18 protein-coding genes and 1 pseudogene are annotated in these 21,436 nt (G+C 57.7%); 8 read left to right on the plus strand and 11 right to left on the minus strand.

Going from position 1 to position 21,436, the window contains the following annotated elements:
- Positions 1-385: 385 nt before the first annotated feature.
- The 5 genes from ACMX25_RS37240 to ACMX25_RS37260 are packed head-to-tail and all read left to right on the plus strand — an operon-like array spanning position 386 to position 5,491.
- Positions 386-2,752, plus strand: coding sequence for an ATP-binding protein (locus ACMX25_RS37240; RefSeq protein WP_414954872.1), 2,367 nt, complete (start codon positions 386-388; stop codon positions 2,750-2,752).
- A gap of 52 nt (positions 2,753-2,804) precedes the next feature.
- Positions 2,805-3,527, plus strand: coding sequence for a methyl-accepting chemotaxis protein (locus ACMX25_RS37245; RefSeq protein WP_414954887.1), 723 nt, complete (start codon positions 2,805-2,807; stop codon positions 3,525-3,527).
- A 41-nt stretch (positions 3,528-3,568) separates the two neighbouring features.
- Positions 3,569-4,108 (plus strand): hypothetical protein, encoded by a 540-nt coding sequence (locus ACMX25_RS37250; RefSeq protein WP_414954873.1) that lies wholly within the window; start codon positions 3,569-3,571, stop codon positions 4,106-4,108.
- A gap of 40 nt (positions 4,109-4,148) precedes the next feature.
- Positions 4,149-5,108, plus strand: coding sequence for a chemotaxis protein CheX (locus ACMX25_RS37255; protein ID WP_414954888.1), 960 nt, complete (start codon positions 4,149-4,151; stop codon positions 5,106-5,108).
- 17 nt (positions 5,109-5,125) lie between these two features.
- Positions 5,126-5,491 carry a response regulator gene (locus ACMX25_RS37260; RefSeq protein WP_414954874.1) on the plus strand — a complete coding sequence of 122 codons (366 nt, stop codon included), beginning with the start codon at positions 5,126-5,128 and terminating at the stop codon, positions 5,489-5,491.
- A 21-nt stretch (positions 5,492-5,512) separates the two neighbouring features.
- On the opposite strand, the gene ACMX25_RS37265 is transcribed toward ACMX25_RS37260, so the two are convergent.
- A complete protein-coding gene (locus ACMX25_RS37265; protein ID WP_414954875.1) occupies positions 5,513-6,166 on the minus strand; it encodes a glutathione S-transferase family protein in 654 nt (217 codons plus the stop codon).
- A 220-nt stretch (positions 6,167-6,386) separates the two neighbouring features.
- Here ACMX25_RS37265 and ACMX25_RS37270 point away from each other — a divergent pair, with 220 nt between their 5' ends.
- Complete coding sequence (locus ACMX25_RS37270) at positions 6,387-7,718, plus strand: polyhydroxyalkanoate depolymerase (RefSeq protein WP_414954876.1); 1,332 nt, start codon at positions 6,387-6,389, stop codon at positions 7,716-7,718.
- 35 nt (positions 7,719-7,753) lie between these two features.
- Here the strand turns inward: ACMX25_RS37270 and ACMX25_RS37275 are convergent, their stop codons facing one another.
- Entirely contained in the window at positions 7,754-8,200 is a 447-nt protein-coding gene (locus ACMX25_RS37275) for a cupin domain-containing protein (RefSeq protein ID WP_414954877.1), read from the minus strand.
- Positions 8,201-8,535: 335 nt separating this feature from the next.
- Here ACMX25_RS37275 and ACMX25_RS37280 point away from each other — a divergent pair, with 335 nt between their 5' ends.
- Both ACMX25_RS37280 and ACMX25_RS37285 read left to right on the plus strand, forming a co-directional pair.
- Complete coding sequence (locus tag ACMX25_RS37280; RefSeq protein ID WP_414954878.1) at positions 8,536-8,820, plus strand: hypothetical protein; 285 nt, start codon at positions 8,536-8,538, stop codon at positions 8,818-8,820.
- A gap of 141 nt (positions 8,821-8,961) precedes the next feature.
- Positions 8,962-9,804, plus strand: a complete 843-nt coding sequence (locus tag ACMX25_RS37285; protein WP_414954879.1) for an oxidoreductase — start codon at positions 8,962-8,964, stop codon at positions 9,802-9,804.
- A 256-nt stretch (positions 9,805-10,060) separates the two neighbouring features.
- On the opposite strand, the pseudogene ACMX25_RS37290 reads toward ACMX25_RS37285, so the two are convergent.
- The 9 genes and pseudogenes from ACMX25_RS37290 to ACMX25_RS37330 all read right to left on the minus strand — a co-directional run.
- Positions 10,061-11,226, minus strand: a pseudogene (locus tag ACMX25_RS37290) (IS3 family transposase).
- Positions 11,227-11,424: 198 nt separating this feature from the next.
- Positions 11,425-12,372: a PfkB family carbohydrate kinase gene (locus ACMX25_RS37295; protein WP_414954880.1), complete on the minus strand. Its 948-nt coding sequence runs from the start codon at positions 12,370-12,372 to the stop codon at positions 11,425-11,427.
- Positions 12,369-13,808, minus strand: coding sequence for a purine-cytosine permease family protein (locus ACMX25_RS37300; RefSeq protein ID WP_414954881.1), 1,440 nt, complete (start codon positions 13,806-13,808; stop codon positions 12,369-12,371). Before ACMX25_RS37300 ends, ACMX25_RS37295 begins: the two co-directional genes overlap by 4 nt.
- Before the next feature lie 74 nt (positions 13,809-13,882).
- Positions 13,883-14,920 carry an ADP-ribosylglycohydrolase family protein gene (locus ACMX25_RS37305; protein WP_414954882.1) on the minus strand — a complete coding sequence of 346 codons (1,038 nt, stop codon included), beginning with the start codon at positions 14,918-14,920 and terminating at the stop codon, positions 13,883-13,885.
- Positions 14,920-15,651 carry a GntR family transcriptional regulator gene (locus ACMX25_RS37310; protein WP_414954883.1) on the minus strand — a complete coding sequence of 244 codons (732 nt, stop codon included), beginning with the start codon at positions 15,649-15,651 and terminating at the stop codon, positions 14,920-14,922. Before ACMX25_RS37310 ends, ACMX25_RS37305 begins: the two co-directional genes overlap by 1 nt.
- A 302-nt stretch (positions 15,652-15,953) precedes the next feature.
- Entirely contained in the window at positions 15,954-17,189 is a 1,236-nt protein-coding gene (thrS, locus tag ACMX25_RS37315; RefSeq protein ID WP_414954884.1) for a threonine--tRNA ligase, read from the minus strand.
- Positions 17,190-17,511: 322 nt separating this feature from the next.
- Entirely contained in the window at positions 17,512-19,644 is a 2,133-nt protein-coding gene (locus ACMX25_RS37320; RefSeq protein WP_414954885.1) for a phosphocholine-specific phospholipase C, read from the minus strand.
- A gap of 106 nt (positions 19,645-19,750) precedes the next feature.
- Entirely contained in the window at positions 19,751-20,020 is a 270-nt protein-coding gene (locus tag ACMX25_RS37325; RefSeq protein WP_414954886.1) for a hypothetical protein, read from the minus strand.
- A 159-nt stretch (positions 20,021-20,179) separates the two neighbouring features.
- Positions 20,180-21,436: ISL3 family transposase (locus ACMX25_RS37330; RefSeq protein WP_414950301.1), on the minus strand; the 1,257-nt coding region annotated here is incomplete at its 5' end.

The raw sequence follows: 21,436 nt of genomic DNA on the forward strand, positions 1-21,436 counted from the left end.
CTGTTAAGCGCTACCCGTCCGGCAAAAAATATCTCGCGCGGCAATTCCTTTGAATCATAGCCAAGCGCGTTTAAAAGGTTCACGCAAACGTTTAACCTTTTATTCGGCCTCAGAGAATCGATTAATTCCTTGATGTTAACGGCTTAATCTCGAAAAACTTTAGAGCCATTTTCGTCTTCATTCTGTTGCGTAAATCAGAAACAGCGTGCTAGCCAAGCCCAGAAAGGATGCTTCGGGCAAACGACATTATTTCTCTTAAGCAGTCACGTATTAGTAACATTAATTGAACACTATTCGAGTCTCTTAAAGAATCGCCTATTTGCACAGGGCCGACCTGTTCTTAGTCAGGGCTTGATACACCAGTTTAGCCCGGGGAGTTACTCGAATGACTATCCGTCATCGCATTACGTTGTTGGTCATCCTGATGTTCGTCGCTTTATCCGCGATAGGCGGTTACGCCGTTTATCAAACGCGGCGCAGCGCCTCTGAAGTCAGGCAAGTCACGGAAGGAGTGGTGCCCAGCGCGCTGGCTTCCGCGGACCTCGTTTCGCAAGTCAAGGACGTGCAACTCGCCACCATGACGCTGGTGTATTCGCCGGATGGCAACGTGGTCGCACAAGCGCAGGCCGCATTGAACGACAAGAAAGCGTCCTTGCAGCAAGCACTCGCCTTCCAGGCACGCAATGCGCACAGCCACGCTCAAGTCGGGCTGGTAAGCCAGGCTAACGACAGCCTCGAGAACTATTTCTCGTCCATTAACGACACCGCAAAGATGAAAGCTGCGGGCAAGAACGAGCTCGCGCAAGCGTACTTGTTTGCCAACGTGGCCCAGTACCGGGACGAACTTGAAGGGATTGTCGAGACCCTTCGCATTGAGAAGAACCGCGAGAAAGACGAGGCCATTACAGCACTGAACCACACGCTCGCGACCACCACGACCGCTATCGCGATTGTGACGGGTATCGCGATTGCGCTGCTAAGCCTGATTGGTTCGCTGCTCTATCGCCAGATCACGCGACCGCTAAGCCGCATGCAAGCGATGATGAGCGAGATTGCCGCCAGCCAGGACTTCACCCGTCGCGTGCCCGTGGGACGGATGGACGAGATCGGTCACTCTATTGTCGCGTTCAACGGAATGATCGAAAAGATCCAGGAGAACTCGGCCTTGCTCAAGCAGAAGACCGCGGACATCCAGGCCATGTTGCAAAACATGCAGCAAGGCATCTTGACGGTTGTATCCGGGGCGGTTGTTCATGCCGAGTACTCCGCGCATCTTGAAGCAATCTTCGAAACGAAAGACATTGCAGGCCGCAGTCTGATGGACCTCGTGTTTTCCGGCACCGACCTTGGCTCCGACGTGCTCTCGCAAGTGGATGCGGCGAGCCACGCATGTCTGGGCGAAGACAGCATGAACTTTGAGTTCAATCAGCACTTGCTGATACACGAAACTACGAAGCGCATGCCCGATGGCCGCATCAAGATACTCGACTTGAGCTGGTCCGCCATCACTGATGAAACCGACACCATCGTGCGCCTGATGCTTTGCGTGCGCGATGTTACCGAGCTGCGCACACTCGCGGCTGAAACCAGCGAGCAAAAACGCAGGCTGGAAATGATTGGCGAAATCCTCGCGATCAATCAGGAAAAATTCCATCACTTCATAGAAAGCTCGACCAGCTTTATCAGCGAGAACGAACGGATCATTCGCGAGCATCGTCAGGCTAACGGTGCGGCTATTGCAGAGCTGTTCCGCAACATGCACACGATCAAGGGCAACGCGCGCACTTACAGCCTGCAGTACCTGACGGACATTGTTCACGAGACCGAGCAGAGTTACGACGAACTGCGCAAGCCCGACGCGCAGCGGACCTGGGATCAGGAAGGCCTGGTACAGGAACTGGCGCGCGTGCGTGAAGTGGTCGAGAGTTACGCCGAGATCAACGAGGTTAGCTTGGGACGTAAGGGACCGGGGCAAGGCGGTAACGCCGAGCGATACCTGACGATCGATATAGAGCATATCCAGGAAAGCCTGCGTCAACTCGAAGCCATGAACGTAGGCAACCCGGAAGACCTGATCGAGATGCGCGACTCGGTGAGTCAGACTTTGCGCCTGCTCGGAACCGAAAGTATTGGCCAGGTCCTCTCGGGCGTGCTTGACTCGCTTCCTTCTCTCGCGACGGAACTCGGCAAGGATGCACCCGTGGTCCGCATTCGCGACAACAATACCCGCCTGCGCAGTCACGCCAGCGGTGCGTTGAAAAACGTGTTCATGCACCTGCTGCGCAATTCGATGGACCATGGAATCGAGACGCCTGAGGCGCGCACAGCACAAGGAAAGGCGCCGGTCGGCACGATCGATATCAACGTGCAACTCGAAGAAGATGCAGTTCGCATTACGCTGAAAGACGATGGCCGCGGCCTTGCCTTAGGGCGGATTCGTAATATCGCAATTGAACGGGGTTGGGTCGGCAGTGACGAGAAGACCAGCGACGAAGAGATCGCCGATCTCATCTTTCGTCCGGGATTCTCGACTGCCGAGCAGGTCACGGAAGTGTCGGGCCGCGGCGTGGGCATGGACGCCGTGCGCGACTTCCTCAAGCGCGCGAACGGCAGCATCAAGCTGAGCTTCTCGGATGATCGTGAGGGTGCGGAATTCCGCCAGTTCGAAACCGTTGTGTGTCTGCCGGACGATGTCGCCGTCGAAAGCGCCGGTATACGACCGCAACGCGAAGCAGATGAAGTTTCTGCCTAGCACTCGCCCGAACACGCAACAACGCATCGATTGAAACCTGGAAGGAATGATTGTGATTGAACAGTATCTATTGGCAGCATCGGCAGGGGCCGTGGCAACCGCCATGCTCGCGCTGATCTTGCACAAGTTGCATAGCGCACGAACGTTGGCCCGGTTTCAATCGGAAACAAACGGCCGCATCCACACGCTGACGCAAACCAACGCACAGCAGAACGCCCTGATTGACCAGGGGCAGCAAGAGATTCAGAAACTCGAATCTTCCATCGCTCAACTACACGATGACCTCGCAAAGCAATCGAAGATTGCCGGCGAGGATCGCGCGGCAATGGCGGCATTGGTTGAAGACAAGGAGAATTTTCTCGACCACGCCAGACGGATTGCCGCTGAGGCATCGCGGCTCAAGAGTCTTGCAGCGACGTTCGAACGGTGGCATGAGCAAATGATTTCGCTGATGACGCAGAACCAGGACATGCATGCGAAGAATCACGAGCTGTCCTCCATCGTCAAGCATGTGGTGATCGTCTCGCTCAATGCGTCCATCGAGGCCGCGCGTGCGGGCAACGCCGGCCGTGGATTTGCAGTGGTGGCCGGCGAAGTACGGGCACTGGCCGCGCGTTCGGAAGAACTCTCGCGGAGCTACCGGGACAGCCTGCACCGCAATGACCTGACAACGACCGCCACCTTCCAGGACATCCAGGCGGGCGGGAAGATGATCACGGCGTCCCTGAGCAGCGTTGAGGTGCTTGCCGATCAATTTCAGGCACGGCTTCATTAGGTCTCAACCAAGCACTAGTCAAGCATTAACCGAGCATCAAAATGATCAGCAGCAACGCACAAGCCAGTATTGAAGGCATCTTGCTTAAGGCTGCACGCTCGAGGCTGCCGCGGCATCCGGACGATGCGTGCGAGATCGTCCCGCTCGCGCAAGCCCATGACGATGCACGGCCCGAAGCTAACGTTATCATCCTGACCATCTCGTCCATCCTGTTCCGGCTTTTGCTCGTTTTTCATTTCGATGACGACGTTCACACACGCGATTATTTTGCCAAGGAAACCGGAGACGTATCGCTTCAGGACATGCTCCTGGAGATCTGCAATCTTTGCTGCGGAGCCGTGAACCAGGACCTGCTGCCGTACTTCCGGGATCTCGGAATGTCGACACCCTATGTGCTTAGCGCCCGTTGCCTGCCCTACCTCGAAGGACTGAAGCCTGACCTTCTCTCGTCCTATGCAATCACGATCAACGGCTCGGTCCAGCTTGCCGCAACGGTGTGCGTATGCGCCCATGCGCCCATCGATTTCGTGGCCGACATAACGGCTGTTGAAGAAACCAGCGGCGAACTCGAGTTGTTCTAATTTGGCTCTAATCAGCTTTAAGATCACGATGACAAACGATATGAACGAGAACAAGCCGGTCAGCAAAGTGCTCGTCCTCGACGACTCCCCGGTGCACGCGAACGCAATCAAGCGCTTCTGCGACGAACACAATCTGGTCGGCCTGAAGGTACGCAAGAATCGCTTGCTATCCGTGCTGCGATCGAACATAGACCTGGGCGCCATCCTCTTTTCGGAAAGCTACGGCGGCTCGCTGGAAGAAAGCGCCGAGATCGCGATCAAGATCAACACCGTGCGCCCCGAATTGCCGATCATCATCCGCCGCGATTCGAGTGCCACATTGGACGATCTTCCGGATGGCCTGCGCCGGGTCCTGTGCGCGGCTTACCTTGCCTCGGACATGGCGCCGTTGCGCGAGGTCATCGACGAATATATCTTCAGCCTGGATTATCCGAACGCACTGGTGCGCGGCATATTGGAGATCACGGAGTCAATACTGAGCAGCCTCTTCAAGAACGTCAGCATTACCTGGGACACGCCGTGCATCGTGCGCGACCGTATCATTTTCGGCGAAGCGTTCAGCCTGATTCCGCTCGAGAGTACTTGGTGCCGTGGTTACATGATGATGCAGGCCGAGGAGCAGCCTGTTCTCGACCTGCTCGACCGGCATGACATGTGTGACGGTCCCGCCGATTTCCGCGATCTCAACAGCCTGCTGGGTGAGATCACCAACCTGATCTGGGGTTCATTCAAGAACCGCTACATGGGCGACGCTGATGCGCTTGCGCGCAGCCAGGTGCAAGTGCCGCTGCTTGTTAATCACAAGCAGAAGTACATCTCGTTCGGCACGGCGAATCCGCAGTTGTGTTTCATGTACAACCTGACCGACGAACAGTCGGGTCACACGGTAAAACTTCATCAGCGCTTCATCTTCAACCTGAGCTGGTCGCCTGAAGACTTCAGTGAAGTCACCAAGGATATTGGCGCGGTGGTTGAAGCAGGCGAACTGGATCTGTTCTGATTTCTTAAGGAAAAATCATGTCAAAAATTCTTGTTGTCGATGACTCCAGCACGGTGCGCGACGAGGTCGCCGGTTTCTTGAGAAAGAACGGGCTGGACGTGGAGACCGCTATTGATGGAAAAGATGGTCTCTCCAAAATGAAGTCGAGTCCCGGGATCAAGCTCGTGATCAGCGACGTCAATATGCCCAACATGGACGGCCTGACCATGGTCGAAAAGATTCGCAGCGGCCTCGTGAATACCACGGTCAATATCATCATGCTGACCACGGAGAGCAGCCCGGCCATGAAAGAGCGAGGCAAGGCGGCCGGCGTAAAGGGCTGGATCGTCAAACCATTCAAAGGTGACGCTGTTCTCGAGACTTTCAGGAAGCTGGCAAGCTAAGCCGCGCCTCCGAACTCGACCTCAGAACTCCGCGTCCAGTTCGTCGATCTCCTCGACCTCCTGCTGCGCGTCCGCTATCCATTGCTGCATTTCGGGCAGTGCGAGAATGCGCTGCGCATACGCGACAATTTCCGGCTCGAGCTTGACGTCGTAGGTGACAAAACGCGTCACGACCGGAGCGAACATCGCATCGGCGGCGCCAAGCGCTCCGAACAGATACGGACCCTCATATTGCTTGAGGCATTCAAGCCAGATTGCCGTGATACGCTCGATATCCGTCTGCGCGCGTGCCCAGATCGCGAAGTTCGGGAAGTGCGATTTTATATTCATGGGCAATGCCGAGCGCAGCGAAGCGAAGCCCGAATGCATCTCTCCACAGATGGAACGGCAATGCGCGCGTGTACGCCGGTCAGCAGGCAACAACCCGGCTTTCGGGCGCACTTCATTCAGATACTCCGCAATCGCAAGCGTGTCCCAAACCTTGATGTTGTCATGAACCAGGCAGGGAACGAGAATGGACGGCGACAGCAACAACAGTTCGGCGCGCGCGGCGGGATCGTCCATGGGCATCACGAACTCGTCGAACGGCAGACCGCTGAACTTGGTAAGTAACCAGCCACGTAACGACCACGACGAATAGTTTTTGCTGCTGATGGTGAGCGTAGCGTTCGTCATCTGTAGCTCCTCTGCGATTCAAGCGAAACACGCGCGCCCAGGTGCGCGGCGCAGTGCGCACACGCACCAAAAGACAGCATGTTCAGTGCATCTGAAGGAATGTTGCAAGGGATGTGCCACTTTCAATCGCCTTCATGTTGACGCAACACGTTGGCATTCGGTTGGCATATCTATTGCGTTGATTTGGACGACTCGACAATACGCGCTCAAGCGAAAGGCGATGAAACCATTCGCATACTCCGGCTATCAGGCGATGGCGGATCTCACTCTGCCAATACGCCACGGCGCGGCACTCGTCAATCACGCGCTGGATGCGTGGCCTTTTCTCGCCAATACACCTCACGGCCGGTCTTTGCGAGCCACCTGCGACCTGCTTGCATTGTCGGCGCTCACGCATAGCCGGCGTCCATTCGCTATTGACTCGGTGGAGATGGAAGGTAAGAGCGTGCCTGTCACCGAAGAGATCACGCTCGCCACGCCGTTCTGTTCGTTGCTGCATTTTGCGAAGCAAGGCGAGCCCAAACAACCGCGCGTACTGGTGATCGCGCCCATGTCCGGACACTTCGCCACGCTCCTGCGCGGCACGGTGCGCACGTTGCTGCCTCACCATGACGTGTACATCACGGACTGGATCAACCCTCGCGACGTCTCGCTGGCGCAGGGACGCTTCGGCTTTGATGAATACGTCCAGCATGTCATCGATTTTATCGTCGCGCTGGGACCTAATACCCACGTGCTGGCGGTCTGTCAGCCGACCGTGGCCACCCTTGCCGCAGTCTCCCTGATGGCCGCAGACGATCATCCGATGCAACCTGCCAGCATGACGCTGATGGCCGGTCCTATCGACACGCGCATCAATCCGACCTCGGTGAACGTGCTGGCGAAGAGCAAGCCTATCGAATGGTTCGAGCACAACCTCATTAGCGCTGTGCCCTGGGGGTTTGCGGGCGCAGGCCGGCGTGTTTATCCGGGCCATACGCAATTGATGGCGTTCATGTCGATGAATCCGGCACGTCATTTCGATGCGTTCGAAGACATGGTGTATCAACGCGCCAAAGGCGACCCCGCTAAGGCCGAGGCTATCCGCGTATTCTATGAAGAATACTTCGCGACCATGGATTTAACGGCCGAGTTTTATCTCGAGACCGTTGACACCATCTTTCAGCAACACGCGTTACCGCTGCATGAACTGAAAGTAGGCGGGCGCACGGTTGATCCGTCGTTGATCCGGCGAACCGCGCTGCTCACCGTTGAAGGCGAGCGCGACGATATCTGCGCGATCGGCCAGACCCTTGCCGCGCAGGAACTGTGCAATAAGTTACGTCCGTACATGAAGACGCATCACGTGCAAACAGGTGTTGGTCACTATGGCGTGTTCAACGGCAAGCGTTGGGAACGCCACATTTATCCGCGCGTGCGCGCAATGATCCACGACAACGAGCCAAGCCCGATTGTGATCAATGCACGCGCCCAGCCTTTGCAATCCTTGGCGCCGCTCGCACGGCCTGTCGCACCGCGCATGGATGTTAATGTGCAATCCGAAGGGCCTTGAATAGCATTGTCAAGGACGCGGGCTTAGCATGCATTTCACGCAGGTTGCTTGCTCTTCCATGGCGTAAACGCGGGAACCTCGCAGGGTCCTTGTGCGTCGATGGTGGTGAAGTTCGCGGGGCCGACTATCTCCAGATACTCCATGTCCTCGGAATAATCGAAGAGGTAATGCACGATTCCCGGCGCCTGATGCACGCAGTCGCCGGTTGCGACCAGCGTCTCCTTGTCGCCGTACATGAAGCGCGCCCAGCCCTTGAGCATGATCACAATGTGGAATTCGGCCTCATGTCGGTGCCAACCCGTGCCTTGCTCTGGTGCATTGTTCGCCTTGACGAGTTGCGCGACTACCTTCCCGCCCGTTGCCTCAACAATGCCTAAATCACGATAAAGAAAAAAATCGCGCAACCCTTGATCTTCATAGGGGGTGTCTTGTGGCCGGATATGCGAAAAGCGGGTGGCAAGTTCGAACGTTTCAGTTGACATGAGCGCGCTCCGGTTAGGTACCAAAACTGTCAAGTGGGAAAGGCTAGCCGCTTTCTTATGCATCAAGCGTTCCAACTTGGAAGGCGTTAAGGGATTTGCAATCATTCTTGTGCTTGCGGTTTCCCTTGGACAAAAACTAAGTCGTGCGCTTGCATAAAAGTGGCATTGCAAAAGCACATTCACGCGCTAGCCGTTTGCGTTTAAATTCCTTTAAAGACATTGCACGGAAACGATTGTGTATTGCTAAACTTGATTCCGTAGCGCGGTTCTGTATCGCGTCGTGGCGGGTTGCAGTGCGAGCCATTCTGGGTACGTTCACTGGAGAAATCGACACCATGTCCTACATCAGCGTCGAGATCAGAGCCTACGACGAAGCGCGGAAGGTAGTCACTGTTGCGTTCAGTGAGAGATGGCCCGTCAAACTGTCTTCTGCTGTCATCGCGGAGTTGACCCTTGAAGACTGCGACACTATTGGACGCGACGGCGACTTTGTCGAAGCGGTTCTGACGGATGACGAAGTGTGCGTTCTCAAGATGCTGTTCGAGGACGAAGGCACCATTGAAGAATTCCTTGCTGATCCATCCAGGCTGATTGGTTGCACAAGCGAACTCGACGAATAAGCTTCGTCTCAGCATCTATAGAAGGCCGGATCAAACCCCGACTACGATTTACACGTTCAGGCAAGAACGCGCGAGAATCGGTCTATCGTGCGGGCATTGCGTCGTGGTTCCATGAAGGCTCGATCAGCAAAGGAGCCGACGATGCAGAAAACATGGTTTATCACGGGCGCAAGCCGTGGTCTTGGTGCGCTTATCGCCAAGGCTGCGATTCAGGCGGGTGACCGGGTGGTCGCCACGGGACGCAAGCGGGAAGATATCGTCAAGAGCCTGGGGCAGGATAGCGATCAACTGCTTGGCATTGCGCTGGACGTGACCGGCGCGGCGCAGGCGAACGCGGCCGTTCAAGCCGCTGTGTCGCGATTCGGCGGTATCGACGTACTCGTCAACAACGCGGGATACGGCCACTTGGGATTCTTCGAAGAGAACACCATCGCAGATGTGCAGGCGCAGTTCGCCACCAACCTGTTCGGTGTTTTTAACGTGACGTGGGCCGCGTTGCCCGTCATGCGCGCGGCTCGTCGCGGGCGCATCTTCAACATCTCGTCGCTTGCCGGCATCCTCGGTGCGGAAGTGGCTTCGCTCTATTGCGCCAGCAAGTTTGCGCTTGAAGGTTTCTCGGAGTCACTGGCGAAGGAGATTGCACCGTTCGGACTCTTCGTGACGATTGTGGAACCCGGTCCCTTTCGTACGGATTTCCTTACCGCGGAATCGCTTCGTTTTGGGAGGGTTACGTTGGCCGACTACGACGACCGGCGTGAACGGCTGCGTTCATCCTTCGAGCAACGCAACGGCCAGCAACCGGGCGACCCGGTGAAACTCGCACAAGCACTCGTGAGTCTCGCGAATGAAGCTGCGCCTCCGATGCGTTTTATTGCTGGGTCGATTGCGGTAAATGCTGCGGACGCGAAACTCGCTGGTATGCAAGCCGAGCTTGATCGGTGGCGGGCGGTTTCAGTCTCGACTGATGGCGATTACGGAGACTAATCGGATTGTAGTTTCTTTTAGCGGGCGCTTGCCATAGTGGTCAATGCGAAACTAGTTTTCGTTCGCACCTGGGGTTCTGGAAGGGTTGGTTCTGGCGTTAGCGGTCTGAGTCCATGCCGGGTTGCTGCTTTTTGGGTCTTCGCGGTTTTTATTCTGATTGATCTCTTTAGCTCTATTAGCCACTGCGCGTGGCAGCGCCGTAGTGGTCAAGTATTTGTGGACACTCCCAAAGGGGATTTCACACAGAACCAGCTTCTTACAACACCGGCGGCAAGTTGTTGGCTGCCGAATGAAGACGTTGATAGTTGTAGTACTTTTCCACGAACTCCCTTACATCGTTTTTGGCTTCCTCATGGTTTTTATACTCCCGCTCGCCGATCCATTCGCTCTTCAAGCTCCTGAAAAAACGTTCGACTACGGCGTTGTCCCAGCAGTTACCCCTGCGCCTCATGCTTTGTACGATGCCGGCGTTCTTTAGGTCATCGACAAAGCGTGCGCTCGTGTATTGCATCCCTGGTCCGAATGAACCATGAGACCCGCTCCCGGTTGCCGGCGGCGATACGCGTGTTGTAGAGCCTGAATCACCAATTCGGTGTCGGCCTGGATGTCAAAGGCTCAGCCTACAATGCGCCGCGAGTGCAAGTCCATGACGATAGCCAGGTAAGACCAGCGTTGTTTGCTCCACACGTACGTAATATCGCCTGCCCACACGCGGTTAATGGCGCCTGGTTCGAACTTACGCTCCAACAGGTTCTGCGCAATAAGCGCCTCGCCCTCGGCCTTGCGATACTTGTGCGTGCGCCGCTTGCGCACCACCAGTTCGGCCTCTCTCATCAAACTGCGAGCCAGATAACGCCCGACCGCATAGCCCAGGAGCCGTAATGCCAGCGACATCCTGCGGCTACCATAACTGCATCGGTTTTCATCGTGGATCTGGCGCGCGGCATCGAGCAAGTCTGGCGAACGCTGCCGCTGGCTGCGCGCTCGCGCAAATGCGTAATAGCTGCTGCGCGCCACGCCCGTGAGAGCGCACATGAGGACGATCGGACAGGCCTTCTTCAGCGAATGAATCACTTCAATGAGCGATCCATTTCTTTCACGAAGAAGGCCGTGGATTTTTTTAGAATCTCACGCTCCCTTTCCAGATCGGCCACCCGTGCTTTCCAACTCCCTTAGGCGCTGCGCGTCCGCGCTCATCTGGTCGACCGTGCGCGGGGGCACCGCTTTTTGCTCGTGCCATCGCGCCACCCAGCGCCGCAAAGCTGTGTCGCCAACACCCATCGCCGCGCTGGCCCGAGCGAAAGAATATCGCTGCTCCACCACCAGCCGGACCGCATCGGCCTTCAATTCATCCGGAAAGTTTCGTCTGCCCGTTCTCACCTCAGTTGGAGAATTATCCCCGTTTGAGGTGTCCACAATCATTGAACCACTACACGCATCATTTCATTTGTCCAAAGCGACAAAGAAACGAAGCGCCGCCACGCGCAGTGGCTAATAGTGATAAAGAAATCAGCCAACATAAAACGCGCGAAGACCTAAAAAGCAGCAACCCGGCAATGAACCAGACCGCTAACACAGAACCCGTGCAACCCAACACTAACCCCGACCGCTCCGTCCAACCTAACCAACCGACCCAACAAACACATCGATTTCCGCCGCGTCCGGCGACGTTGCAGGCCCATGACGCGTCACGGCGATCGCCGCCGCAGCGTTCGCGCGCCGCGCCGCCGTTCGTGCATCGGCGCCAGTCGCAAGCGTGGCCAGAAACACACCGGCGTGGGCATCGCCAGCACCATTGCTATCGACGGCCTTTACCGCAAAACCCCGTACATGGTCGCGCATTTCACCCACGCGCAGATAACAACCGGAAGCACCATCCCGCACGATAGCAAGCGCACCGCTTCTCAACCGCGCGATAATCAAATCGAATGCTGCATCGAAGTCATCGGTCTTGGCGAAGCGCAATGCTTCCACCCGATTACTCGTCCAGATCGACACGACCGCCATCACACGCGCAAGCAACGCCGAATCAATAGCATCAACCAACGGTCCCGGATCAAAAGCCACCCGCGTGTCCGCAGGCAGTTGCTCAAGCCACTCGACAAGCACAGCGCCCTTGTCCGCGAGCATCAAGCTATAACCACTCACATAAATAATGTCCCGCGCGGTCACCGCAAGCGCATCAAGCACATGCCGCTCAAGCACGCTTTCCGCACCCATGTGCGAGACGAACGTACGCTCGGCGGAAGCGTCAACAATGGCAACGCACAAGCCGGTATCCTGGTCCGCGACTTCGGGACCCGCCACCTCCACGCCTTCCTGCAATAACGCCTGACGCGCCATGTCGCCGAAACGCCCATGCCCGTGACCGCCGGGATACGCCACGCGCATGCCGCTGCGCCGCGCTGCAGCCATCACGTTGAAACCGCCGCCTACTTCGAAGCTCGCGTTATGCGCGAGCACGTCGCCACCGGGCGCGGGCAGCGTATCGATCTGCATGACTAGATCGACAATCACCTGTCCCGTATGGATCAATCGCGATGCCTGCTGTGAATCTGCTTGCGTCATGCTGTCTTCCAACCTTTGGTCGCGCCGCGTGCCCCGCCCAGTAGAGCATATACGCCTGCGGCCACCACGAATGTCACGATCCATCCAAGGCCATTACGTCCAAACCACGAGTCCGCAAATATGCCGTGGATAGCACCCGTGGAAAGGAAGCAAAAACCAAGCACGATCGCCAACGCCCAGGCGCTGAACGCACGCCATTCAATGCCGCCTTTGTACCAGTACGCGCTGCGCGGGGAGACATCGAGCAAGTCAGTGGGAGAGTATTCCTGGCGATGAATCAGATCCACCACGAAGATCCCAACCCACGCCGTGATAGGCACCGCCAGCAACGAAATGAAGCCGATGAACGGACCATAAAAGCTACCGGCAACCAGCATGAAATAGATCGAGCCCGTGAAGATCACGACAACGTCGACCACCACCGCCTGCACGCGTTTCACCTTCAGGCCAAGCGTGAGTGTCGTCAAGCCAGCCGAATACACGGACAAGTAATTGGACAAAAGCAAACCACCGAATGCAGTGATGAGATACGGAATAGCCATCCATGTAGGCAACATTTCGCGAATCGCGGCGATAGGGTCCGTAGCCGACGCAAGATGATCGTTACCCACCGAGAGCAACGCGCCCAGCGTGACGAGAAGAATCAACGGAATGCCCGCGCCGAATGCAGCCGATGCCACCAGCGCCGGACCCTTGACCGTCGGCGCCTGATAGCGCGACATATCGGCGCCGGCGTTCGCCCAGCCAATCCCGGTACCCGCTGCAATCGTGCCAATGCCGATAATGACGGCGCTCAACGGCGCAGGCGCCGCATTGAAAACCGCATGCCAGTCGATCGCCGTCACGAGAAAGCCTGCCACCAACAGGTTGAGCACGCCGAAGACGTACGTCGACCATTTCTGGATCACGAGCAACGTAGCGTGACCGAGTCCCGACACGATCAACGTCAGCACCACGAACACAGCGATGAACACGAGCGTCAGCACCGGCGCATTCTTGGCTTCCGCAGGCGTGCCGAACACAATGGTTGCAAGCGACAGCAACACGTACGCGGCGGTCGTCGTGTTGACCGTCTCCCAGCCGAGCCGCGACAACAGCGAGACGATGGTCGGCCCAATGTTGCCGCGCACGCCGAAGATTGCACGCGACAGCGTGAGACTCGGTGCATGTCCGCGACGTCCGGCAATCGAGATCACGCCGACGATCGCGAACGATCCCGCCGCGCCGATCACCGCGACCAGCGCCGCCTGCCAGATCGCAAGATGCTGGAACGCAACCAGCGTCGCGCCAAGCGGCAGTCCAAGGATGCTGATGTTAGCGGCGAACCAGACCCAGAAAAGCTGCAGCGGATGCCCGTGACATTCGGCTTCCGGTACAGGTTCAATACCACGCGTCTCGACTCGGCGAGCGCTGTTTGACGTGCGTGACGAAGCCATCTGAGTCTGATCTCCAGATTAAAGGGGACAGCGGAAAATGCAGCGAAAGTGCGGCGAAAATTACGGCAAGCGCGTCAGGAAGCTGCGGCGCGCAGTCCAAGCAAACGATCGACAAGCGGTTCGAGATTCAGCGAACTCACGCGTCGAATAGTCTCGACAGGACCGGCCGGCAGCGCGTCGTAACCCGCGCACGCGCCGAGGATCGCGCCGAGCATGGCGGCAATGGTGTCGGTGTCGCCACCCAGGCTCGCGGCAGCCCCCAGGGCGGCTTCGATCGTGCCCTCGCGTGCATCCAGATCGAAGGCCAGCGCGAAGGTCGCCACGACCGATTCCTGCGATGCCACCGACGTACCAATCACGTCATAGATCGTGTCCGCCACCTCGTGCCCGGCGCAGTTGCGCATCAGCTCGCGTGCATGGCGAATACGCGGCGCAATGCGCCCGCCTGCAACCCAGAAGCCGCGAGTCTCGGCGCCCTCGGCCATCGAAATACCCGCTTCCAGCGCTTCAGCCAGGGTCGCGCCGTTCAGTCCGGCCGATACCGCTGCCGCCACGGCCGCCGCGCTCGAAATGCCGAGCGTGGTGTTATGCGTCACCACGCACGACTGCACGACGGCATCGATAAACCGCTCCTGGTGACACAAGTCAAACGCGATCCCGACTGGCGTCACGCGCATGGCCGCGCCGTTGGTCGTTCCGAACCGGCCCGTGCGCAGCGGATCTTCGCCGGCGGCAATGCGTACGATGGCCTGTTTCGTCGATGGCCCGAGCAAGTCGAGCGAACCACGCGCCTTCATCGACGCTTCCCACTCGATCAACGCATGCGCGAACGCCATCGGTTCAATCTTGCCGTTGCCGTCCGCCAGCAAATGCGCGACGAGGACCGCTTGTTCCGTGTCATCGGTGATGGAGCCGGCCCGAAGACCCGGTGCGATCGGTTGATCCGGAAACGCATCTTCCAGCTTGTCGATACGTCCAAACTGCTCGACGATCCGCTCGCGGCTCAGCGACTGGGTCGGCATGCCGAACGCGTCGCCGAGTGCGAGACCATAGAAGGCGCCGCGTGCGCGATCCGCCAACGTGGCGTGATTCAAAAGCAAAGACGAAGACATCAGAATTCCAGGTGTAGTGCGAAAAAAGCCGGGTCCAGCAAGCTCACGACATATTCAATAATCCGTTCATCCCGGTCCCGCGTGACGCGCCGCGAACGCAGGAATGAGGTACCCGTACGACGCTTGAGCAGGCGTGCATCGGCCGCTTCAAGTCCAACCACTTCTGCCCACTGCTCGCCGTGATGCGGCACCATGCCATGCTCGATCAGCGTCCGGTTCAACGAGCCGCCCACCAGCCCTTCCAGCGGCAACGCGGCGAGGTCGTCGTTGAACGGCAAACGGCTGCGTTCGAGCGAAATGCACTGCGCCTCAGCGTCAACACCAATCACACGCATCCGGTCAATCGCTACAAAGGTCGTGCGCTCCAGCTTCAACTCTTGCGCAAGCGGCTCGTCTTCAACCAGCGCAATCTGCAGCAAACGGGTCTGCGCACCGCCCGCTTTTTCTATCGCGGTAGTCCAGCCGAGCGTCCCGTCAAGCGCCTGACCGTTGAACGTCACAAACGAACCGATACCACCCTTACGCGTAATCAAACCGCCGCTGGTCAGCAGGTCGAGCCCCTTGCGAACCGTGTTACGACTCACTGCAAAACGCTCGACCAGCTCGTTCTCGCTTTCCAGTTGCTGCCCGAACGGCAAACGCCCGGTGAGGATTTCCTGCTCGATCGTAGCGGCAACCATATGTGCCTTCGAACGCCCGACCTCTGCGGTTTTTCCTGCCCGTTTAACCATGGTGTGACTCCTGTGCCTATAAGGATTGGAAGGTCCAGTCTCTATAAAAGCACAAGTATGCACATGTTTTGCTTAAAAGCGGTGCACGAAACCTGATTGAAAGCTTCAAGGTTCATGCAACATTGCTGCTAACTACCTGTTCCTTTCACGATCCCTAAAAAGGTACATGTAGGAACATGTACAGAATTTAAGACGTCATATTGCGATGGTCAAGCGGGAATTGATGAGGGGAAACCCTTGGGGGGGGGGTGGGTCAAGGCGAGCGCGACAGAAGAAAGAGCCAACCGCGGCTCTTTCGTTTTTTACGACCCGGCTTTGGCAGGCGTCCGCAACATCTCACGTAACTGTTCGATGCCTGCTTGTATCGGGAAGGTGTTTTGCGTTCCATCCCGAAGCCGCAGCGACACCGTCTCGTCGCGCTGGTCGCGCGCACCCACCGTGATAAACACGGGGATCCGCTGTTCGCGCGCATCGACGATCTTCCGTTCAAGCCGTTCAGGCCTGTCGTCGAACACCGCCCTTATGTTCGCTTCATCGAGCAAGTCCATCACGCGTTGTCCATAGGCCGCGCTGGCATTCGAGACGGTTGCTACCGTCACCTGATCGGGCGCAAGCCACATGGGCAGCCAACCCTCATGATGCTCAAGCAGCATCGCGATAAACCGCTCCATGCTGCCCAGGACCGCGTGATGAATCATCACCGGGCGAAGGTGTTGATTCTCGAACGAGACGAAGCTTGCATCGAGGCGATCCGGCAAGATGAAATCAAGCTGGATCGTTCCGCACTGCCAACTACGGTTGCGGCTATCCATAAGATGGAATTCGAGTTTCGGGCCATAGAAAGCACCTTCTCCCGGATGCACATCGCACGTCAGGCCGGCCGAGGCCGCCGCCTTTGCGAGCGCCTCTTCCGCGCGATCCCAGACGGCGTCATCGCCTGCTCGCTGATCCGGACGCGTAGCCAGTTGCACGCGAAACGTCGAGAAACCAAGGTCGGCGTAGACCCCACGAAGCAAGTCACAAAACCGCCCTACCTCGGTTTCCACCTGGTCTTCCATGCAGAAGACATGGGCATCGTCTTGCGTGAAAGCGCGCGTGCGTTTTAACCCCTCGAGCGATCCCGAAGGCTCATCACGATGGCAGGCACCAAACTCGCTGTACCGGATCGGCAGCTCCCGATAAGAACGAATTCGCTGATTGAAAATCTGCACATGACAAGGACAGCTCATGGGTTTCAGGCAATACGGCCGGCTGTCGCCGGCTTCGTTGAGAGCTTCGTCATGCCGGTCATTCACCGAATACATGGCGGCCTGAAATTTATCCCAATGCCCGCTGCGCTCCCAAAGCGAACGCGCCAGCAATTGCGGCGTACGCACTTCGCGAAATCCCGCGCCCCGCATTCGACGCCGGATGTACTCCTCCACCACGCGATAAAGCTCCCAGCCACGCGGATGCCAGAATACCATTCCGGGTCCTTCGTCCTGCTGATGAAACAGATCCAGTTGATAACCCAACTGCCGATGATCGATATCGTCCATAACGCTCTCCGTTAATTTCAAGGGCCATCACGGACAGGGAGCGCTGCACAACGCAAAAGGCCCCGTCCGTTTCCGGCGGGGCCTTCTGAAAAACGCACCTCGATGCTTTATCGCGCACGCGCTCCAGACGACCCGCCTGAGAAGGTGGTCGTGGTAGTCGCGGTCGTGAGGATGAAAAGATGCGAGTTCATGGTGCTAACAATAAATGGCTTTGGGGGCCGACGTCAACACCGTTATTGAAGAACCGTCATTCGCAAGAATTCGCAAGACGATGCGAACCCGGACGTTGTGAACGACACGTACCGGGTTCGCGCGGGCTACATCAAGCCGGCACCGTCACTGGAGCAACCGCAGCCGGATCGCTGATACTCGGGCGGCCGTTTTCGACGTGACCTGCAAGACGGCGCAAGAACGTAGGATCGTCGTTGCTGGTAACGCTCAGGTCGTACCAGTGATGACTCGCGGACAGAACCCACGACGCCGCCATGGTCCCCAGCGACGGCACCACCACCGAACGCGAATGCGCACCGTACGCGTTATCGGCAACCGATAAGTGCGCAATGCCACGGCCGCGATTCGTGAATTGCAGGGACACGTTGCCATTCGCGACATCGTATTGCACCGCCAATTCGGGGGCGGCCGGCGGATTCGACACACTGCCGGTTCCCGGCGGCGTCAACGAACCGGCAAACTCGCGCACGAATCCGTTCGGACCGTAGACCGTGAACGCATAGATGCCGGCCGTCCTGTTGATGTCGAAGCTGTCGCGCAAGGTCTTGCCCGCTTCAACCGTATAGCGCCACGGACCATCGGTACGGTTCGTCGAGTAGACGTAGAAGTGCGCGCCCTGCGTGCCGGTATTGGCGAAGTGAAGCGTAAATGTCTTGTTGCCTGAATCGAGACTGCTTTGCACATACAACTCATAAGGCAACGCGCGGGCGAAACGCGTACCCGGTTCCTGCGGATCGATCACGCCGGGCACGGCCGGCACTGTCGGCGCCGGTTGCGTGGCGCACTGATTGTCCGCGATGGTCTTGTAGTTGCTGGTGTCGGGCAGCGACGGCATCTGCGCATCGGGCGTGCGGAAATCGAAGGCCGTTGTCAGGTCACCGCATACCGCACGACGCCACTGCGTAATGTTCGGCTCCATCACCCCAAAGCGCGTTTCGATAAAGCGAATCACCGACGTGTGATCGAACACTTGCGAACAAACAAAACCGCCCTTGGTCCACGGTGAAACCACCGTCATGGGCACACGCGGGCCGAGGCCGTAAGGCAGGCCATCGGCGGTATAACTGCCGCCGCGTCCCGGATTGACGACCGTGTGGAGTTCGCCCTCGGTACTCACCGTCGACAACCCCTGCGCCCGCGACATGGGCGGCTGCGGCGGCACGAGGTGATCGAAGAAACCATCGTTCTCGTCGTACATGATGAACAGCACCGTCTTGCTCCAGACTTCCGGATTAGCGGTCAGCGCATCGAGGATTGTCGACGTGTATTCCGCCCCGTAAGCCGGCGTGTATTTCGGATGTTCAGAGTACGCCGCGGGCGGACACAACCACGATACTTGCGGCAATTTATTCGCCAGCACGTCGGCCTTCAGGTCATCGATCGTACGCACGGCGTTCGCGCGCAACTGCAGCGAAGAGCCTTGCGGTGCATTGATGATGTTCGTGAAATTCTGCAGGATGTTGGTGCCGTAGTTGCCGTTCAGCGGATCGTCGCCGGTCAGGCCTTGCTGGTAGATCTGCCACGAGATACCGGCCGCTTCCAGACGTTCCGGATACGTCGTCCACGAGAGCAACTGATATTTCGGCGGACCGTCGCCGTCCACGTAGTCGTTGTTGTCGAGCAGCGGGCCGCCTTTCGTGCCGGTCGGATCGACCATGCCCGTCATCAGATACGCGCGGTTCGGATGCGTCGGGCCAGGCAGCGAACAGAAGTAGGAATCGCAGACGGTGAAGGCATCGGCAAGCGCGTAGTGAAACGGAATGTCGCTGCGCAAGTGATAACCCATCGTCATATCCGTCTTGTAAGCGGGCCATTGGTCGTAACGGCCATTATTGATCGCGTAGTGAGTCGGGTACCAATTGTGGTCCAGGTCGCCTACGCACTGCGCGCTGGTCGTCAGGGTATTCAGATGAAACGGCAGCACCGGTTTCGTCGCATCTTCCTTCGACGGCTGGAACCATACCGGCTGGCCGCTCGGCAACGGGATCGGGAAGCGGTCGTTGTACCCGCGTACACCACGCAAGTGGCCGAAGTAGTGATCGAAGGAACGGTTCTCCTGCATGAACACCACAATGTGTTCAACGTCATTGATCGTTCCAGTGCGCCCTGACGCCGGAATGGCGAGCGCCTTGCGAATGGATTCGGGGAACACTGTCAGCGCGGCGGCGGCACCGGCTGAAGTGGCAACGGTCTGCAAGAAACGGCGGCGGCTATTCAACGTCATTTTGATTCACCTCGTGGCGTCATGATAGGTGCGGCAATGCCGTCCCGATCGAAGGACTCGATCAGGATGGGGATTCTTTTTCACTTGAAAGCGGTGGCTTTTCGCGTCACTGGGACGAGTCGGGCGCGGAGTGAAGAACAGGTGCTACCTGTTGTGCGTCCGCCGCGAGGCTTGCCTGAGCGGCCGCAATGGGACTGCTCGCCGCCGGGTCATCGGACGGTGTTGACAGCACGAGCGGCTCGACGGCGCTGGCCGGCAACGACGCGTTAGCCGAGGCTTGTTGTGCAGCGCCGACGCTCGCCTGATCGTCGGGTCCGCAGGCAGCAAGCACCAGTGTCGCCAGTGCCGTCAATGCCAATGTCGCGGTTGGTCTCATGATGTCTCTGCCTGTTCCGGGGGATCGCGCAAACGTTTTCGTTTGATCGCGGACGCCAGTCTGCAGAGGAATGAAGAAAGTTTTGTGAAATATCCGGTAAGGGTCGGAGAGGTTTCGCGAGGCGTGAAATCTATCGATTCACTTACTATATTAGGTCCGTCAGTAAAATCTATGGGCGAGTTCTGGCTCAGGAAGTTTGCCAAGTACGTGATATAGCGAGAGTTCCGTCATTTTGAAGGTGCGATATCCATAGGCTTTTCTCATAGTGACTTTGGCTTTGTTGTTCAGTCCCTCAACGATGCCACTGGAGAACGCCTTTCGCGCCCGGAAATAGTTGAGCAACAGCTCTCGATGGGTGCGTACTGTGCGAGCGAATTTCTTGAGCGGGTCGATGCGCGAGCGCATGACCTCGCTGCACCACTGATCCAGGAATTTGCCTGCCCATGCGGGTGACTCGTAGTCCCAGAATTGCTGGAAGTATTCTTTGAAGAGGTAGGCCCGTACGCTCTTGAGGTTATAGCGCAGCACCTCACGCAGCTTGATGCGCTGGGAGTCGGTCAGGTTCCCCGGGCGCTTGAGCAGACACCAGCGCGACTTCTTAAGCACCGGCTCGTAGCCGTCCTTGACCAGTTGGCGTGCTTCGCCCGCACGGACCTCGTCGATGGCAAGATTGAGTTTAGCGACGATGTGAAAGCGGTCCAGAATGTTCAGCGCCCCTGTGCAATGCAGTTTGATCATGTCCAGATAGGGTTTCCACATGTCCGAACACACAAACTCGATGCCCTGCGCCAGTTCCGTGCCGATCATATCGAAGAACTTCTGGAACGCTTCTTTGGTGCGCTTCTCGCCCACCCAGAGCAGGCGCGTGCAGCCCGCCTCGATCTGGTAGACCAGTGTCAGATACTCATGACCACGACCGTAGGCGATTTCGTCCACGCCGATGGCCCGGATATGCCCCAGCTCGCGATGCTCCAGACCCCATTGCACGACATAGGCCACGGCCTGTTGGACCTTCTCCCAACTGGTGTGGAAGGACTGTGCCGTGTCCTTCCATGAAAGCTTGCGCGCCCAGTGCGCCAAGTACAGCATGTACGCCCTGGTCAACTGGTGCTTGCCCATTGCCCAGGGCACCTCCTCTACCTTGACCCCACATCGCCTGCATTCCACGCGCCTCATGCTGTACAGTAAAAACACCGCAAAGCCCCAGATCGGGATGAACTCGAAGCGGCGTTGGGGCAGTTGGTCGTAGCCCCTGGCGGGTTGATGGCATCCTGAGCAGCACGCTCTGGAGCCTTTGCGCGGGCGCACATCGATCTCGATAGTATTGCTATGCATGCACAAGCGCGCGGTACCGTAGACGAAGCCAGGGAAATGGTGGCAGGCATTAAGCAGACGAGTCAAAAGCATGAGCAACAA

Source organism: Caballeronia eucalypticola, assembly GCF_047608185.1.
GTDB lineage: Bacteria > Pseudomonadota > Gammaproteobacteria > Burkholderiales > Burkholderiaceae > Caballeronia.

What these genes read in the sequence shown, in the direction of transcription:
- ACMX25_RS37240 (WP_414954872.1), top strand. Translation starts at nt 386, where the DNA reads ATGACTATCCGTCATCGCATTACGTTGTTGGTCATCCTGATGTTCGTC.
- ACMX25_RS37250 (WP_414954873.1), top strand. Translation starts at nt 3,569, where the DNA reads ATGATCAGCAGCAACGCACAAGCCAGTATTGAAGGCATCTTGCTTAAG.
- ACMX25_RS37255 (WP_414954888.1), top strand. Translation starts at nt 4,149, where the DNA reads ATGAACGAGAACAAGCCGGTCAGCAAAGTGCTCGTCCTCGACGACTCC.
- ACMX25_RS37260 (WP_414954874.1), top strand. Translation starts at nt 5,126, where the DNA reads ATGTCAAAAATTCTTGTTGTCGATGACTCCAGCACGGTGCGCGACGAG.
- ACMX25_RS37265 (WP_414954875.1), bottom strand. Translation starts at nt 6,166, where the DNA reads ATGACGAACGCTACGCTCACCATCAGCAGCAAAAACTATTCGTCGTGG.
- ACMX25_RS37270 (WP_414954876.1), top strand. Translation starts at nt 6,387, where the DNA reads ATGAAACCATTCGCATACTCCGGCTATCAGGCGATGGCGGATCTCACT.
- ACMX25_RS37275 (WP_414954877.1), bottom strand. Translation starts at nt 8,200, where the DNA reads ATGTCAACTGAAACGTTCGAACTTGCCACCCGCTTTTCGCATATCCGG.
- ACMX25_RS37280 (WP_414954878.1), top strand. Translation starts at nt 8,536, where the DNA reads ATGTCCTACATCAGCGTCGAGATCAGAGCCTACGACGAAGCGCGGAAG.
- ACMX25_RS37285 (WP_414954879.1), top strand. Translation starts at nt 8,962, where the DNA reads ATGCAGAAAACATGGTTTATCACGGGCGCAAGCCGTGGTCTTGGTGCG.
- ACMX25_RS37295 (WP_414954880.1), bottom strand. Translation starts at nt 12,372, where the DNA reads ATGACGCAAGCAGATTCACAGCAGGCATCGCGATTGATCCATACGGGA.
- ACMX25_RS37300 (WP_414954881.1), bottom strand. Translation starts at nt 13,808, where the DNA reads ATGGCTTCGTCACGCACGTCAAACAGCGCTCGCCGAGTCGAGACGCGT.
- ACMX25_RS37305 (WP_414954882.1), bottom strand. Translation starts at nt 14,920, where the DNA reads ATGTCTTCGTCTTTGCTTTTGAATCACGCCACGTTGGCGGATCGCGCA.
- ACMX25_RS37310 (WP_414954883.1), bottom strand. Translation starts at nt 15,651, where the DNA reads ATGGTTAAACGGGCAGGAAAAACCGCAGAGGTCGGGCGTTCGAAGGCA.
- thrS (WP_414954884.1), bottom strand. Translation starts at nt 17,189, where the DNA reads ATGGACGATATCGATCATCGGCAGTTGGGTTATCAACTGGATCTGTTT.
- ACMX25_RS37320 (WP_414954885.1), bottom strand. Translation starts at nt 19,644, where the DNA reads ATGACGTTGAATAGCCGCCGCCGTTTCTTGCAGACCGTTGCCACTTCA.
- ACMX25_RS37325 (WP_414954886.1), bottom strand. Translation starts at nt 20,020, where the DNA reads ATGAGACCAACCGCGACATTGGCATTGACGGCACTGGCGACACTGGTG.